The organism is Streptomyces sp. TBY4, from assembly GCF_024213195.1.
In the GTDB taxonomy this organism is placed as follows: Bacteria; Actinomycetota; Actinomycetes; order Streptomycetales; family Streptomycetaceae; genus Streptomyces.
On sequence record NZ_JANAVF010000017.1, the window covers coordinates 84949 to 100996 of the forward strand.

Consider the following 16048-nt stretch of genomic DNA (forward strand, 5'->3'; position numbering starts at 1 on the left):
AGTCGATCGCGGAGGCCGTCCTGCACAAGGGCGCCTGCGGCGCCCCGTGCATCCACGCCTGCCTCACCCGGGCAACGGGCCGACACGGACAGGACCGCTCTCGCTCACGGGACGCGGGCGGTCCACTCCTCGGTGGAGAACTTCGTCCTCGCCAGCTCGCGGGCCCGGGCCAGCTCCTGCTCCGTCACGGTGTCCTCCGCCAGCCCGTAGCGCGCGCGGAAGACCCCGACCATGCGCTCGATGACCTCCTCGCGGGAGAGACCGGTCTGCCGGCGCAGCGGGTCCACGCGCTTCTTGGCGCTCTTCGTCCCCTTGTCCGAGAGCTTCTCGCGGCCGATCCGGAGCACCTCGGTCATCTTGTCGGCGTCGATGTCGTAGGCCATCGTCACGTGGTGCAGCACGGCGCCCCCGCCGGCCACGAACCGCTTCTGCGCCGCGCCCGCGATCTTCCCCGCCTCGGTGGCGATGTCGTTCAGGGGCTGGTACCAGGCCTTCACGCCCATCTCGCCCAGCGCGCCGAGGACCCAGTCGTCGAGATAGGCGTACGAGTCGGCGAAGGACAGTCCCGAGACCAGGGACTCCGGTACCGAGAGCGAGTACGTGATGGTGTTGCCGGGCTCGATGAACATGGCCCCGCCGCCGGAGATCCTGCGCACCACCGTCATGCCGTGCCGCCCGGCCCCCTCGGGGTCCACCTCGTTGCGCAGGGACTGGAAGCTGCCGATGACCACGGCCGGCGCACCCCACTCCCACACCCGCAGGGTCGGCGGCCGGTTCCCGGCGGCGACCTCGTGGGTGAGGACCTCGTCCAGCGCCATGTGCAGGGCGGGGTCCTGCGGGGGCATGCGGATCAGCCGCCAGTCGTGCGCGGACCACTCGGTGGCCTGCGCCAGCGCGCGGCGCACCGCGATGGCGATGCCCTCCGCGCTCACCCCGAACATCTGAGTCCCGGGCGGCAGCGCCGCGGTGATCCGGGCGGCGAGGGAAGCGGCATCGGCGTCGACCGGAGCTCCTTCGAGGGCCCTGTCGACCGCGTCGAGGGCCTCGTCGGGTTCAAGGAAGAAGTCGCCCGAGACCCGCACGCCGCGCAGTACCTCCTGCGCCCGCTCCAGATCGACGACGACGAGTTTGCCGCCTGGAACCTTGTACTCGCCGTGCACCGAGGGACGCCCTTCCGTTTTCCGAAAAACCGAGCAAAAGTATACAAATGATGACCGTGTTGTTGGTAGGCCTGCCGGAAGGTCCCGAGCTGCTGGCCGTGCGGCAGCGCGTACAGAGCAGTCCGCACTTCCGGGTGATCGGACATGCGCAGCGTCCCGACACCGCGCTGGCGCAGGCCCGCGTGCTCCTGCCCGACATCGCCGTGGTCACCCGTGACCGCCCCGGTCCCCTCGGGGACCAGGGCAGACGGTCCCTGGTGCAGGCTCTCAGAGCCTTCGACCCGCCGACCGGGATCATCCTGCGGCGTACGGAGCTCAGCCATCCGATCGAGCCCGAGCTGTCCGCCGTCGACGGCTCCATCCACCACATCCGCCGCGGTGACGCCGACGCCCTGCAGGAGGCGCTCCTGGTCATCGGCCGGCGCCGGGCCACCTGCGCGACCGACCCCGACAGCTTCTGATCCACCGCCCGGCCGGTCGGGTCACGGTGTGTGCAGGGCGAGGGCCGCGCAGTGGCCGGCCGGGACCAGGACGTCGCTCAGGCTCCACCCCGGCAGCCGGGCCGGTACGGTGCCCGAGCCGACGTAGTCCGCGGCCGGGTTTTCCGACAGCCCGACGCCCAGGCCCTTGAGGTAGGCCTCCTTGCGGGTCCAGACCCGGGTGAAGGCCGCCGAACGGTCCCCGGGCGGGAGGGCCGCCAGTTCGGCGGCCTCCCGCGGGTGCAGGACGTCGGCCAGCTCCGGGATGGTCCGCGGCGCCACCAGCTCCTCCACGTCCACCCCGACCGGGGCGGTCGCGAAGGCCAGCAGACTGATGTCGGTGCAGTGGGAGAGCGAGAAGTGCAGGGCGCCGCCCGGGAGTACGGGACGCCCGTGCGGCTCGTCGCAGTGTGCACACGGAGCCCGCTCGACGGTCACCTCGCGCGGGACGATGCCCAGGTACGCGCCGAGCAGCCGCCGCAGCGCGACGTGCGCGCAGACGTACGCGTCCCGGTCGGCGGCCTGTACGAACTCGGCCGCGCGGGCCAGCTCCTGGGCGTCCAGCGTGCCGGGCGCGTGCCGCGCGGCGTGCACGCGGTACTCCGTGGTGTCCACGAGCCACAGCTGCGGGCTCGCGGCCACCAGTACGGCCTCTGCCGGACCGGCGTCCGACAGCCTCTCCGGGACCAGGAGTTGCTGGGTGAGTACGGACATGGGTGCCTCCTCAGGCGGCAGCGGGGACGGGGAGCTGCTCCACCGGCGCCGGCTCCTCGGCCCGCGCGGGGTGGCGCAGGGCGAGTACCGCCGCCACCGGGGAGACGAAGGCGATCGCACCGCACAGCAGCCACGTGGTCTGGACGCCCAGGACGAGGGAGAGCGAGCTGAAGACGGCGATGGAGATGGGGGCGGTGCCGATCCCGGCCAGGGCGAGGGTGGACATCGCCGCGCCCATCCGGTCCTCGGGGGCCGATTCCTGGTACAGGGTGACGATCGCGGGGCCGTTGAGGCCGGACAGCAGCCCGACCCCGGCGGCTACGGCGGTGAGCGAGACCACGGACGGCATCAGGGCCATCACGAGGATCCCGGCGGCGAGACCGGCGCCGGTGACGACGAGGCGCACGAACATCGGGATGCGGTGCGCCATCGCGGCGCCCACCGCGCTGGAGCCGAGCGCGCCCACGCTGAAGGCCGCCAGCACCACGCCCACGGCGCTCACGCCCCAGCCGCGCTCGGACACCAGCAGCGGCAGCGCCACCTCCGCAGGCCAGCTGAACGCCAGGTCGAGGCAGAGGGCGGCGACGAACATCCAGCGCAGCCGGGGGTGGGCGGCGAGCAGGCGGAAGCCGTCGCCGGAGCGCTTGACCAGGGAGACGCCGGGCTCCGGCTTCGGGCGGACGAACCCGTGGGTGACGTGGAGCAGGCAGCCGAGCCAGATCGCCCCGGTGACGGCTCCGACCAGCATCGCCAGCCACAGCTCCCCGACGGTGATCAGGAACGCTCCGGCCGGGGCGCCGAGGATGGGCGCGACGCGCAGCACCATCGAGTAGAGGGAGTTGGCGCGGGCCAGCTGGTCGCCGCGGGCGAACATCGGCAGCAGGACACCGGAAGCCGGTCCGGCGAGGCCCAGCAGGACCCCCTCGATCAACGCGATCACCACCAGCGGCCACAGCTCGTGCGCGGTGGCGGTGACCACGGCCCCCGCGGCGAGCAGGACGACGCGGGCGGCCGTGGTGCGCAGGAGGATGAAACGCGGCCCGAGGGTGTCGGCCACCGCCCCGCCGAAGATCAGCATCAGGGCGCGGGGCACGGTGGCGGCGAGCATCAGCAGGGTGACCGCACCGGTCCCGCCCAGCTCGACGGCGGTCCAGTTCATGGCGATCAGGAGGGCGAAGCTGCCGAGCTGCACGGCGGCCTGGCCGCCGACGAGGGAGCCGACCCGGCCCCACTGGACCGGTTGTCCGGGCTGCGGGGTCTGCTGTACGGGGGTGTCCATGGTGCACCTGTTCTCTGTGTGGACTGGGAGAGCTGAGGGAAGGGCGGGAAGGGCGGGGTCGTTCACTGCCGGCGGTCACCGCGGTGGCGGGGGCCGGCGAGGGCGGTGGCCACGGCCCGGCGCGCGGCGCGCGCCAGGTCGGAGCCGCGGAGGGCGCCGCCGTACGTCCGCAGGTCCAGGCGGCCCCCGAGGTGTCCGAGTCCGGCCGCTCCGAGCGCCCGGTAGGCGGCGATGGTCGCGGCGGCGGTGGCCGCCGGGCCCGCCGGAAGGACGGGGGCCACGCTGACCCCCGGTACCTCCGAGAGCCGGAACCGCCCCCGGACGCACGCCGCCCGCCGGTGGTGCCCGGGCGGGCCCGTGAGCCGGCCGTCCGGCCCGGACCGCGGGGCGGGCCGCCCGGGCCCCGGACCGACGGTGGCGACGGCGCGGGCGGCGCGCCGGTCCGGGCCTGCGGCCCTCATGAGGGGGTCCCGAGCGCAACGGCTGCTACGGCTCCCGCCACCGGGGTGTCCGGCGACCACAGGTCCGCCGGATCCAGATCGGTGACGCTGTACTTCCCCAGGGCGCTGACCAGCAGCCGCAGCTCCAGGGCCAGGGCCTCGACCAGCCGGACCAGCCCCGCCTCGGGGTCCTCGTCCACCGCGAGCAGGGCCGCCCGGCCCAGGCCCACCGCGGTCGCGCCCAGGGCCAGGGCCCGCGCGGCCCGGCCGCCCTCCCAGATCCGGCCCGTCGCGAGCAGGTCCCCGCCCGGGCGGCCGATCCGGCGCAGGCACTCCCCGAGCGGCAGCCCCACCTGGTCGAGGAACACCCGCGGCGCCCAGCCGGTGCCGCCCTCGGCGCCGTCCACCGTGACCGCGTCGGCGCCGGCCACCCACGCAGTGGCAGAGGCCTGGGCGATGTCCCGGCCCGGGTGGAACTTCACCCAGGTACGGGCCAGCGGGAAGTTGTTCCGCATGAACCGCAGCTGCTGGCGGACGATCTCCTCGGTGAAGGTGCCGGGCGTCGCGCACCGCAGCAGCCTCCCGTCGGGGTCGCCCAGGAGGTCCCGTACGGCGAACTGCCCGGCCAGCCGGTCGGCTTCGGCCGCGCCCACCACCGTCATGCCGCCGAGTCCGGGCTTGGCGCCCTGGCCCACCTTCAGTTCGAAGCCGAGCCGCCCCGAGTCGCGCAGCGCCCGGGTCCCCGGATCGCTGTAGAGCAGGTTCCAGACCTCGGAGTCGGCGTCCTCGGTGGACTGCTGGACGACCACGCCGCCGACCCCGTCCGGAAGGGACTCCGCGTAGGCGGCCACCCGCTCCAGCAGGGCCGAGCGGGTGGCCCCGCCGTCGCCGCCACGGGCGTACCCGTGCACCGGCACCATGTTCTCGCCGATCACCATCGGGATGCCGAGCCGCGCCGCCTGCCGCCCGGCCGCCACCCCGAGGTCGCCGCTGCCGGCCCGGGTGGATCCGAACGCCGAGAGGTAAAGCGGCAGTCGGGCCGTGAATCCGCCGATCGACGTGTCCAGGGCCACGTCCTCGTACGAGGGCTCGCGGCCCAGGTCGATCAGCTTCTCGAGCCGCCGCGGCATGAACACCGGCGGCACGATCCGCAGCGCGTCCAGGGCATCGGGCGTTTCGGGCGTGCCGCCGCTGCCTGCGGCATACCCGGCCCCGAAGAGCTCTGCCCCGTAGGCGTCCGCCGCCGGGAACACCTCCGCCGTGCCCGCCCGGGCTCTCGCCCGTACCGCCCGCTCCGGGAAGCCCGGAGCACCCAGTGCGCTCACGGCGCGATCACCCCCGGCAGCTTCGGGTAGGCGCTGACCTGCCAGAGGGCGTCGAGCCCGGTCAGGTAGCGCACCAGTCGCTGCAGCCCCATGCCGAAGCCGGCGCTGGGCTCGATGCCCTCGCGGGCCAGCTCCAGGTACCAGGCGTACTTGGCCGGGTTCTCGCCGCTCTCCCGCATCCGGGTCACGATGGCCGCGTAGCCCGACTCCCGCTCGCTGCCGCTGACCAGCTCGCCGTATCCGCCGTGTGCGATCAGGTCGAAGTTGCGCAGTACGCCCGGCCGTTCGGGGTCCTCGCGGTCGTAGAAGCCGCGCGATCCCTTGGGGTAGTCCTCGATGAAGAACGGCCGGTCGGCCTCCAGGGAGAGCACCTTCTCGCCCTCCCAGTCGATCTCCGCGTCAGGACTCTGCGGGTGGCCCTGCCCGATGAGCCGGGCCACCGCCTCCTCGTGCGTGCAGGAGTCGAACTTCCCGGACCGCAGCTCGGCGAAGTCCAGCTCTTCGCGGCCCAGTTCGCGCAGCACCTCGGGGACCGCCGTCCACACGTGCTCGACCACGCTGGTCAGCAGCCCGGCCGCGATCTCTTGGACGTCGGCCCGGCTGCCGCCCGCCATCTCCACGTCGATCTGGTGGAACTCCACGAGGTGGCGGCCCGTGCCCGCGGTCTCGGGGGGTTCCACCCTGACGTTCGGGGCGATGTAGAAGAGGCGCGGAAAGCCCTTGAGGGAGGCCTGCTTGTAGAGGATCGCGCTCGTCATCAGCTTGTACGGCTGTCCGTAGTAGTCGACGTCCAGCGCCTTCGCGCCGCGCCCGCCCGGGTCGGTGACCGGGCCCACCAGCGGCGGCAGCAGCTCCACGAAGCCCTCGCCGCGCAGGAACTGCCGCGCCGCGTGGAGGGCTTCCTGCTGGACGAGCATCGCGGACCGCAGCTGTGGGGAGCGCAGGTGCTCACCCAGCGGGGGAGGGGTCGAGAGGTCCATGTCGGTTCCTGTTCCTGTTGCTCTTCGTGGACGGCGTCGTGGTCGTGTTCGTGGGGTACGGGTGTTCACGCGGGGGCCCGGACGGCCCGGGCCCCGGGCCGGGCTCCGATCGCTCCCCGGGAGCCGGTCGTCGGCGGGCCGTCGTACTGGGATGCCACCCGGCCCAGAGCCGCCAGCAGCCCGTCCGAGGTCATGGACCCCGCGGACCGCGGCGCACGGCGACCCGTCGCGCGACGGGGAGCGACCGGCATCGAGCCGGTCTCGGACCAGCGCAGCCGTCCGCCCGCGTCGATGAAGCTCCGTGAGCGCCCGGCGTTGTCGGGGTGCAGGCAGTACGGGACGTCCAGGACTCCCCGCGCGAAAGCGGTCCGCAGGGCCTTCCCGAGGTCGTCGCCGAAGTCGAGGACGGCCTCCACGAAGGCCCGGGCCTCCCGGTACACCTCGCTGTCCGCGGGCTCCGCCGCCTCGCGCGGCGGCCCGGTCAGCGCCGCCGTCGCCGCGGCCGTCTCCAGGGCGCGGACGTTCTCCAGCACGGTGGGGATCCGGTGCGCCTCGGCGGCCGTCTTGACGATCAGCCGCTGCGCCCCCGAGGTCACGGCCAGCCGCGCCGAGGCCTCCAGCAGCCGGGTGGCCCCGCGCCCGGTGTGCGGGAAGACGCCCATGTAGGTGTAGAGGACGACGTGCCGGTCCACCTCCGGCGGCAGGAACTCCGCGGCGAGCCGGTGCAGTGCCCGGACCGCCTCCGCGTCCTGCCCGGGGTCGGTCTGCTGCGCGTAGCTGAGGGACACGCTGCGGATGCCGTGCCGGACGAAGAACAGGCCCTCCAGCAGGCTGATGGCGACCAGTAGCCCCGGCGGGCAGAGCTGGCCCAGCATGCAGCCGCCGAAGCTCTCCACGTGCGCCACCCGCGGCGCCGGGACGAGCGAGGCGAGCAGTTCGCAGCAGTGCGCCCAGTTCTCCACGGACTCGGCGAGCGGGGTGCGCCCGTAGGGCAGGCAGTACGAGACCGGTCCCCCCTCGGTGGCGTCCAGCCCGGCGGCGGCGAGCGCCCGGACGATCGGCTCCGGCCGGGACGAGCCGTGGCGCACCTGGACGGGGAAGCCGGCGTCGAGCACGCCCGCGAGCAGGCCGCGGGTGAGCTCGGCGGAGTGGGTGGTGATCGGGTAGCCGTTGAGCGGGGTGCCCTCGGCGAGGGCGTCGCGGGCCGCGGCGTGGTCGCCGACCCGGGTGTAACTGTCGATGGTGAGGGTGCCGACCGTGGTGGCCACGGCGGACTTGGTGCGTTCCAGGCCGCCCCGCATGCGGTGCGGATCGCCGAAACCCATCCGCGGCTGGACGACGAGCTGTCCGGAGGCGGCGGCGCCCGCGACGAACGAGCCGAAGGAAACGGAGGGAGCGGAGGAGGCGGCCACGTCCGGTGCGGCGAGCGTGGCGGCGTTCACACGACGGCCAGACGGGTGGCCCGCGGGGTCCCGAGGGAGGCGAGGAAGGCCTTCAGGGCGCCGACGTCACCGTCGTCGAAGACGGCGTCGCAGCCCGCGTCGAGGAGCCGTGCCCGCTGCTCCGGGTCGGCCGCGCCGGCCACGCCCAGCTTGCCGCCGATGACGACGGGGAGGGTCAGGCCGGTCCGGCGGACGGCGCGCACGGCGCTCAGCCCGTCCCGGTAGCCGTGCCCGTTGACGCTGCTGATGACCACGAGGCCGGGTTCCTCGGCCGCGCAGGCCGCCGTCAGCAGCTCGTCCGTCACACAGGGACCCAGATTGCGGACCGGGTGGCCGAGCTCCTCCAGGAGCAGCTGCAGATAGACCAGGTTCCATGTGTGGGAATCAGAAGCCGTACCCGTGAGAAGGATTTTCGCATTCCGTCGTCGCATACGGACGAATATAGGAAGGGACGGGTGCGCCGAGGGGAAGTTGGACCGGCAGTATGCCAGGCAGTGGGAATGCCGGAGGAATGTGCCCGGGGGAAACGGAAAACCGCGCCCCGCGGTGCGGGACACGGTTTTCCTGGGCTTTCCGAAAGGGGTCAGGCGTACTGGGCGACCAGGCTCTTGGGCCGGATGTCCGTCCAGTTCTGCTCCACGTAGGCGAGGGCCTCCGCCCTCGGGCCGGCACCCCAGACCACGTCCCAGCCTGCGGGAACGCTTGCAAATGTGGGCCACAGGGCGTGCTGTCCCTCGGCGTTGACCACGACGTGGAACGTGCCCTCGGTGTCGTCGAAAGGATTGGTCATGACAGGCTCCTCAATTTCTCGGAAAGGATACGGCCGATGAGTGCAAGCGGTTCGGGTTCGCCCATTCTGGTGTGCGGGACCCCGATGATGTGATTCTCGACGCTGCCTTCCACGTAGGGAATCCAGTGCTGCGCGAGAGTGTTCTCCGTTTCCCCGTCCTCGATGGCCGCCAGGAACAGCATGTCGGTGGCGACGGGGCGCGGGGCGTACAGGTTCATGATTTCGGCGTGGTTGATGGACGCTCCGATCACGGAGCGGATCTCCCCGTCCGAGAAGGCCCCGAGCACCGGGTCCTTCAGCCGTACCAGGCCGATCAGCGCGTCCACGTCGAACGGCGCGTCGGCCGGCTCGTCCGAGGCGTCTCCGACCAGCATGTCCCGCTTCTGCGCGGGGGTCATCGCCCGCCGCACCGGTTCGGTGGGCAGCAGGTGGACGTCCATCATCGCCAGCAGCTCGGTGCGCTCCCCGAGGTCGGCCAGCCGCACGGCGAGGGCGTGGGCGACCGTTCCGCCGAAGGACCAGCCCAGGAAGCGGTACGGGCCGTGCGGCTGGACCTCGCGGATCAGCGGGAGGTAGTCCTCCACCATCTCCTCCACGGAGGCGGGGGAGTGGCCCAGCTCGCTCAGGGCCCTGGCCTGGATCGCGTACAGCGGCTGGTCCGGGCCCAGGTGCTGGGCCAGGCCCGCGTACGGCCAGCCGACGCCGGTTCCCGGGTGGATGCAGAACAGCGGTGGCCGGCTCCCGCGCGTGCTCAGCGGGAGCACCACGCCCATCGGGTCGAAGCCGCTGGGTTCGTCGCCCAGCAGCCCGGCGACCGTCGGGGTGCGGAACAGGTCGCGGACCCCCCGCTCCAGCCCGAGCACGGTGCGCATCCGGCTCACCAGGCGCACCCCGAGCAGCGAATGCCCGCCCAGGCCGAAGAAGTTGTCGTCGATGCCCACCCCCTCCACGCCCAGGACCTCGGCGAACAGGCCGCACAGGATCTCCTCGCGCGGGTTGCGCGGGGCCCGCCCGGAGGGACGTACGGCGGGGGCGGGCGCCGGCAGGGCCTTGCGGTCCGGCTTGCCGTTGACGGTGAGCGGGATGGAGTCGAGCAGCACCGCCGCCGAAGGGACCATGTGCTCGGGCAGTTCGTCCGCCGCCCAGCGCAGCAGCCCCTCGGCGTCGAGGCCGTGGCCGGCGCGCGGCACGGCGTACGCGACGAGCCGTTTCCCGCCGGGGCCGTCCTCGAAGACGACCACCGCGACCTGTCCGACCCCCGGGTGCCGGGCCAGGGTCGCCTCGATCTCCCCGGGCTCGATGCGGAAGCCGCGCAGCTTGATCTGGCCGTCGGCCCGCCCCACGAACCGCAGTTCGCCCTCCGGGGTCCAGTGCACGAGGTCCCCCGTGCGGTACATGCGGCCGCCGTCGGCGGCGAACGGGTCGGCGACGAACCGCTCGGCCGTGAGCCCCGGCCGGCCGAGGTATCCGCGGGCCACCTGGGTGCCGGCGATGTACATCTCGCCGGCGACCCCGATGGGGACCGGGCGCAGACGTTCGTCGAGGACGTGCACCCGGGTGTTGTCCAGGGCCGCACCCAGGAACACGCCGGGCAGCGTGCGCCGTCCCGCCGGGATCCGCTGCTGGTGGGAGGCGAAGGTGGTCTCGGTCGGGCCGTACGAGTGGACCAGCACGGTGTCCGGGCAGTGGTCGAGGACCCGCTGGAGGGCGCTCGGGGAGGCCACGTCCCCGCCGGTCCAGACCTCGTCGAGGAGTTTGAGGGTGTCCAGGCCCTCGTCGGCCATGATGTGGAAGAGGCCCATGGTGAAGTAGGCCGCGCTCACGCCGTAGGTGCGGACCGTGTGGTCGAGCTCGGCGACGTCGGTGCCGTCGCCGGGCGCGATGACCAGCTGCCCGCCGTTCAGCAGCGGCACCCACAGCTCGTAGGTGGAGGCGTCGAAGCCGATCGCCGAATGGACCAGCATCCGCCGGTGGTTGGCCAGGTTCCAGCAGCGGTCCGTGACCAGCTCCACCACGTTGCGGTGGGTCACCCCGACGCCCTTGGGGCGGCCGGTCGAGCCGGAGGTGAACATCACGTACATCAGGGCGTCCTCGCCGACCGCGATCCCCGGATCGGAGCTGCCGTCCGCGTCCGGTGCCCGGTCCGTCGCCATCACCCTGATCCCGGCCGCCGCCTCCTGGAGCACGGCGGGCCGCTCCAGGTGCGACTCCTGCGTCAGGAGCACCCGCGCCGCCACGTCCTCCATGACCATGCGCACCCGCGCGTCGGGCAGCCGCGGGTCCAGCGGTACGTAGGCGGCCCCGCACTTGAGCACGGCCAGCGCCGCCACCAGCAGGTCCGGCGTACGGTCCATCAGCACGCCGACCGCACCGTCCCGGGCCACGCCGGCCGCCAGCAGCCGGTGCGCGAGCGCGTTGGCACGTGCGTCGAGGGCCGCGTAGGTCAGCGTCTCGTCCTCGTAGGAGACCGCGATCCGGTCCGGGGTACGGCGGGCCTGGGCGGCGAACCGCTCGTGGACCAGCCCGCAGGCCGCACTCGGGGTCGCCGTGTCGTTGTACTCGGTGACCAGGCGGAACTCCTCCTCGGCGGAGAGCAGGGAGATGTCCCCGATGCGCTGCCCGGGGTCCTCGGCGACCGCCCGCAGCGTGCGGGCCAGGTGCGCGGCCAGCTGGGCCGCCGTCCCCTCGTCGAAGAGGTCCGTCGCGTACTCCAGTACGCCCTCCAGCCCGTCCGGGGCGCCGTCCGCCGTGCGCGTCTCGCGCAGCGACACGGTCAGGTCGAACTTCGTGAACCCGGAGGCCGTCCCCAGCGGGGTCCCGGCCAGCGCCGCGTCCGCCGGATTCGGCGCCTCGGCGGGATGGACCTGGACCACGACCTGCACGAGCGGGTGGTGGGCGGTGGTGCGCGCCGGGTTGAGCTGCTCCACCACCAGGTCGAAGGGGAGGTCCTGATGGGCGTACGCGGCGAGGTCGGTCTCCCTGACCCGCTCGAGGAGTTCCGCGAACGAGGGGTTGCCGGAGGTGTCGCAGCGCAGTACCAGCGTGTTGACGAAGAAGCCGACCAGGTCGTTCAGCGCCTCGTCGTCGCGCCCGGCCACGACCGTGCCCAGCGGCAGGTCGCTGCCGGCGCCGTGCCGGGTCAGCGTCGCCGCCAGCGCCGCCTGGACCACCATGAACACCGAGGCGCCGTGCTCAAGGGCGAGGCGCTCCAGCCGGGCGTGCGTCCCGGAGTCCAGGGCGAGTGGGGTCGCCGCGCCCCGGTGCGTGGCCTCCGCGGGCCGGGTGCGGGCAGCCGTCAGCTCCAGGACCGGGGGCGCGCCGGCCAGGGCCTGCTTCCAGTGGGCGATGTGCGCGGCGGCGGCCTCGCCGTCGAGGGCGGCCCGCTCCCACAGGGTGTAGTCGGCGTACTGCACGGGCAGCGGCTGCCAGCCCGGAGCGCGCCCGTCCCGTCGGGCCGCGTAGGCGGCGGCCAGATCGGCCAGGAGCGGGCCGGTCGACCAGCCGTCGGCGGCGATGTGGTGCACGAGCAGCACCAGCACCTGCCCGTCCCCGTCGGCCTCTCCGTCCGCGGGATCGATCAGCGCGGCCCGGAAGGGGAGTTCGGCCGACAGGTCGAAGACGTGCCCGGCCGCCGCGTCGACGGCCGTCTCCAGCCCGCCCGGCGGAGCCGAAACCTGCTCCAGCACCGGCCGCACCGAATCCAGCACGCGCTGGTACGGCTGCCCGTCCACCGCCGGGTACACCGTCCGCAGCACCTCGTGCCGCCCCGCCACGTCGGCGAGGGCCTCGGCCAGTACGGCCGGGTCCAGCGGCCGGTCCAGCCGCAGGGCGAACGGGATGGTGTAGGAGCGGCTCGGGCCCTCCAGCTGGTCGACGAACCACAGCCGGCGCTGTGCGTACGACAGCGGTACCCGCTCCGGCCGGTCGGCGTCCGCGACCGGGAGCAGTGGCGCCCGTCCGGTGCCCGCGCCGGCCCGGGTGAGGCGCAGGGCCAGCCCGCCGGGGGTCGGGGCGAGGAACAGGTCGCGGATGCGGGCCTCCAGGCCGAGCACGGCACGGATCCGGTTCACCAGCCGCACGCCCATCATCGAATGGCCGCCGACCGAGAAGAAGTTGTCGTCCGGGGCCACCCGGTCGATGCCGATGACCTCGGCGAACAGGGAGCAGAGCGTCTCTACCGGCGCGGAGCCCCCGGCGGGCCGGGCCTGCACGGCCCGCACTGCCTCGGCCTCGGCCTCGGCGGCCCGGGCGAGGGCGACACGGGCCCGGCGTTCGGCGAGCCCCCGCAGCTCCGCCCCGTCCAGCAGCGGGCTCGCGGAGGGAAGCCCGTCGGGATCGGCGGCCGCGCGCGCCAGGGCCCGTACGAACACGTCCAGCAGCAGCCGGGCCGTCTCCTCGTCGAAGAGGTCCGCCGCGTACTGCCACCACACTTCCAGGGTGCCGTCCGCAGCGGCGACGCAGGCGGCACTGAGGTCGAACTTGGCTGCGCTCAGGCCCGGTTCCACGAAGCGTCCGGTGAGCGCACCGGCCGGCTCCGGGGGCTGTGCCTCCTGCTCCTGGGCCGTCAGCATCACCTGGAAGAACGGGTTGACGGCGAGTGCGCGGTCCGGGGCGAGGTGTTCCACCAGCAGGTCGAAGGGCAGTTCCTGGTGGGCGTAGGCGGCCAGGTCGGCGTCCCGGGCCCGGTCCACGAGCTCCGCGTACGGGACGTCCCCCGACACGTCGGTGCGCAGCACCAGAGTGTTCACGAAGAAGCCCACGAGGCCGTCGAGGGCCTCGTCGCCGCGGCCCGCGACCGGGGTGCCGATCGCGATGTCCGTTCCCGCGCCGACGGCGGCCAACGCCTGGGCAAGGGCAGGCTGCAGGACCATCAGGAGACTGGCACCGCGCTCCGCGCCCAGCGCGGTGAGCCGCCCGAACGCATCGGCGTCGAGCCGTGCCACGAGATCGCCGCCCCGTCCGGTCGGCTCGGCGGGCCGCGGCCGGTCCGTGGGAAGGTCCAGTACGGTCGGCATCCCGTCCAGGGCGGCCCGCCAGTGGTCCAGCAGCCCGGTCGGATCTTCCAGGAGCTCGTGCTGCCACAGGGTGTAGTCCGCGTACTGCACCGGCAGCGGCTCCCAGTCGGGCCCGGCGCCGGCCAGCCTCGCCGCGTACGCCCGGTCCAGGTCGGCCAGGAGCGGGCCCACCGACCAGCCGTCGGTGGCGATGTGGTGGGTCAGCAGGGCGAGGGTGGCGCCGCCGTCGCCCGTGGTGAACAGCCGGGCGCGGATCGGGAGTTCGCAGGACAGGTCGAAGGTTCCGCCGGTGAACCGCGCTACGAGCGCGTCGAGTTGATCGGGACCGCACTCATGCGCCGTCAGCGGGACCGGAAGCGGATCCAGGACGTGCTGGTACGGCTCGGAATCGACGGCCGGGTACACCGTGCGCAGCACCTCGTGGCGCTCCACCAGGTCTGCGAGGGCCGCGGTCAGCGCATCCCGGTCGGGGACGGCGTCCAGCCGCAGCACCAGCGGCAGGTTGTAGGTCGTCGAGGGGCCCTCCAGCCCGGCCAGGAACCACAGCCGGCGCTGCGCGAAGGACAGCGGGATCCGGTCCTCGGCGGGCAGCACCGACCCGTCGAACACCGCCTCGACGGGCAGCCGTTCCCCGGCGGTCGCGGAGCGCAGCACCTTGCGGTCGATCTTCCCCGAGGAGGTCCGGGGCAGGGCCTCCACCAGCGCCACCACCGACGGCACGGCGGCGGCGGGCAGTTGCGCCCGGGCGCGGGCGCGCAGCGCGTCGGCGTCCACCCCCGGATCGGCGACGACGAAGGCGGCCAGCCGCTTCACGCCGTCCGCGGTCTCCTGCGGCACCACGGCGGCCTCGCGGACCCCCGGGTGGGCGGTGAGCACCGATTCCACGGACGCCGGGTCCACCCGGTGGCCGTTGATCTTGACCTCGTCGTCGGCCCGCCCCCGGAAGCCCAGCTGCCCGTCCTCCCGTACGAACACCACGTCACCGGTCCGGTACGCGCGCTCGGTGCCCAGCGCCGCGAAGCGCCGCCCGGTCAGTTCGGGCCGGCCGAGGTAGCCGAGGGCCAGACCTCCGCCGAGCAGCCACAGCTCGCCGTCCACGACGGCCGCGCGCACCCCCGGCAGCGGCTCCCCGATCGGCACCGGGCCGCCCGGGTGCCGGGAGAGGTCGGCGACGGTGGCGACGACGGTGGCCTCGGTCGGCCCGTAGGTGTTCAGCAGCCGCACCCGGTCCGGGTCGACGGCCCCGCACCACTGCGCGACCCGTTCGGGCAGCGCGGCCTCGCCGCCGATGACCACCGTGCGCACGGAGGCCGGGAGTTCCGCGATCCCGGTGGCGAGTGCGTGGGTCAGCTCGTGCCAGTAGGCCGTGGGCAGGTCCAGTACGGTCACGCCGTGCGCGGCGCACCCCGCGAGCAGCCCGGGGACGTCCAGCATCTCCTCGTCGCGCAGGACGAGGGTGGCACCGGCCCCCAGCGTCAGGAACACCTCCTCGACGCTCGCGTCGAAGTGGAGCGGCGCGAACTGCAGCACCCGGTCCTCGGCGGTGATGCCGTAGCGGACGGTCGCCCCGGCGGTGAAGTGGGCCAGGGCGTCCTGCCCGACCACCACCCCGTTGGGGGTTCCGGTCGACCCGGAGGTGTAGATCACGTATGCGGCGTCCTGCGGGACACCGGGGCCGGGCAGGACGAACTCGCCCTCCGCCGCGCGCACTTCCTGCCCGGCGCAGTCCGCGAGGATCGCGGCCGTACGGGCTTCCGGGGCGCCGGGGTCCAGGGGCAGGTAGGCGGCGCCGGTCCGCAGGGCCGCCAGCAGCCCCACGATCGCGTCGATCCCGCGCGGCCGGTGCACGGCCACCAGGCGCCCGGGCCCGGCACCTTCGGCGGCCAGCTCCTCGGCGCGGAAAGCCACGGCGAGGGCGAGCTGCCCGTACGTCATCCGGCGCTCGCCGTGCACCAGCGCGAGCCGCTCGGCGCCGTCGGCGACCCGGGCGTCGATCCGGTCGAGCACGCGGGGCGCCGGGGTGATCGCCGGGCCGCCGTCCAGGACGGCGGAGGCGGAGGGGGCGGTCGAGGGCATCGCGGGAGCCTCCAGGCGGGGGATGGGGTGCGGAGCGGAGTCCGTGGCCCCACGCTATGCACCCCGCCCCACTCCGCCGGGCAGTCCCCGCGGCAGCTCCCCGGCACCCGTACTGCCGCTCCGAACTGCCGGTCCCCGGGCTGGGGCACCCCAGTGGGCCGTGGCCCGGCCCCCGGGGTTGCGTCGCGTCCGGCAGAGTCGCGCCGCGGCCGTCAGGCCGGTAGTGCGGTCGTCCCGCGCGCCGCTTCACGGCGGGGCGGTTGCCGCTCTGGGGCGTCCCGCACTCCGCTCCGCGGTCGGCCGCGCGCAGCTTCACGGCCGCCCGTTCGGCCCGGCGTCATGGCCGTG

Annotated in this window: 11 protein-coding genes; 1 reads left to right on the forward strand and 10 read right to left on the reverse strand. The window is 74.1% G+C overall.

Annotated elements, in window-relative coordinates; translation table 11 throughout:
• Positions 1-104: 104 nt before the first annotated feature.
• A complete protein-coding gene (locus tag NLX94_RS31290) occupies positions 105-1160 on the reverse strand; it encodes a biotin/lipoate A/B protein ligase family protein (RefSeq protein WP_254386493.1) in 1056 nt (351 codons plus the stop codon).
• Positions 1161-1207: 47 nt separating this feature from the next.
• Between NLX94_RS31290 and NLX94_RS31295 the strand changes: the two genes are divergently transcribed.
• Positions 1208-1621 (forward strand): hypothetical protein, encoded by a 414-nt coding sequence (locus NLX94_RS31295; RefSeq protein ID WP_254386494.1) that lies wholly within the window; start codon positions 1208-1210, stop codon positions 1619-1621.
• A gap of 21 nt (positions 1622-1642) precedes the next feature.
• Here the strand turns inward: NLX94_RS31295 and NLX94_RS31300 are convergent, their stop codons facing one another.
• From NLX94_RS31300 to NLX94_RS31340, 9 genes are all read right to left on the reverse strand, one after another.
• Positions 1643-2353 (reverse strand): 4'-phosphopantetheinyl transferase superfamily protein, encoded by a 711-nt coding sequence (locus tag NLX94_RS31300; protein ID WP_254386495.1) that lies wholly within the window; start codon positions 2351-2353, stop codon positions 1643-1645.
• Positions 2354-2363: 10 nt separating this feature from the next.
• Positions 2364-3632 (reverse strand): MFS transporter, encoded by a 1269-nt coding sequence (locus NLX94_RS31305; RefSeq protein WP_254386496.1) that lies wholly within the window; start codon positions 3630-3632, stop codon positions 2364-2366.
• Between the two features lie 62 nt (positions 3633-3694).
• The gene (locus NLX94_RS31310; protein WP_254386497.1) at positions 3695-4093 is read right to left on the reverse strand and encodes a hypothetical protein; all 399 of its coding nucleotides are present in this window, start codon (positions 4091-4093) and stop codon (positions 3695-3697) included.
• Positions 4090-5397: a glutamate synthase-related protein gene (locus tag NLX94_RS31315; RefSeq protein ID WP_254386498.1), complete on the reverse strand. Its 1308-nt coding sequence runs from the start codon at positions 5395-5397 to the stop codon at positions 4090-4092. The genes NLX94_RS31310 and NLX94_RS31315 overlap by 4 nt, the downstream gene beginning before the upstream one ends.
• Positions 5394-6377, reverse strand: coding sequence for an asparagine synthetase A (locus NLX94_RS31320; protein WP_254386499.1), 984 nt, complete (start codon positions 6375-6377; stop codon positions 5394-5396). The genes NLX94_RS31315 and NLX94_RS31320 overlap by 4 nt, the downstream gene beginning before the upstream one ends.
• A 65-nt stretch (positions 6378-6442) precedes the next feature.
• The gene (locus tag NLX94_RS31325) at positions 6443-7819 is read right to left on the reverse strand and encodes a methylaspartate mutase (RefSeq protein ID WP_254386500.1); all 1377 of its coding nucleotides are present in this window, start codon (positions 7817-7819) and stop codon (positions 6443-6445) included.
• On the reverse strand, positions 7816-8250 hold the full coding sequence (locus tag NLX94_RS31330) for a cobalamin B12-binding domain-containing protein (protein ID WP_254386501.1): 435 nt from the start codon (positions 8248-8250) through the stop codon (positions 7816-7818). The genes NLX94_RS31325 and NLX94_RS31330 overlap by 4 nt, the downstream gene beginning before the upstream one ends.
• A gap of 152 nt (positions 8251-8402) precedes the next feature.
• A complete protein-coding gene (locus NLX94_RS31335) occupies positions 8403-8609 on the reverse strand; it encodes an MbtH family protein (RefSeq protein WP_254386502.1) in 207 nt (68 codons plus the stop codon).
• Positions 8606-15700: a non-ribosomal peptide synthetase gene (locus NLX94_RS31340; protein ID WP_254386503.1), complete on the reverse strand. Its 7095-nt coding sequence runs from the start codon at positions 15698-15700 to the stop codon at positions 8606-8608. The genes NLX94_RS31335 and NLX94_RS31340 overlap by 4 nt, the downstream gene beginning before the upstream one ends.
• Between the last annotated feature and the right edge of the window lie 348 nt (positions 15701-16048).

Coding starts and splice junctions, on each gene's coding strand:
- NLX94_RS31335 (WP_254386502.1), bottom strand. CDS start 8,609: ATGACCAATCCTTTCGACGACACCGAGGGCACGTTCCACGTCGTGGTC.
- NLX94_RS31300 (WP_254386495.1), bottom strand. CDS start 2,353: ATGTCCGTACTCACCCAGCAACTCCTGGTCCCGGAGAGGCTGTCGGAC.
- NLX94_RS31305 (WP_254386496.1), bottom strand. CDS start 3,632: ATGGACACCCCCGTACAGCAGACCCCGCAGCCCGGACAACCGGTCCAG.
- NLX94_RS31295 (WP_254386494.1), top strand. CDS start 1,208: ATGATGACCGTGTTGTTGGTAGGCCTGCCGGAAGGTCCCGAGCTGCTG.
- NLX94_RS31320 (WP_254386499.1), bottom strand. CDS start 6,377: ATGGACCTCTCGACCCCTCCCCCGCTGGGTGAGCACCTGCGCTCCCCA.
- NLX94_RS31330 (WP_254386501.1), bottom strand. CDS start 8,250: ATGCGACGACGGAATGCGAAAATCCTTCTCACGGGTACGGCTTCTGAT.
- NLX94_RS31310 (WP_254386497.1), bottom strand. CDS start 4,093: ATGAGGGCCGCAGGCCCGGACCGGCGCGCCGCCCGCGCCGTCGCCACC.
- NLX94_RS31340 (WP_254386503.1), bottom strand. CDS start 15,700: ATGCCCTCGACCGCCCCCTCCGCCTCCGCCGTCCTGGACGGCGGCCCG.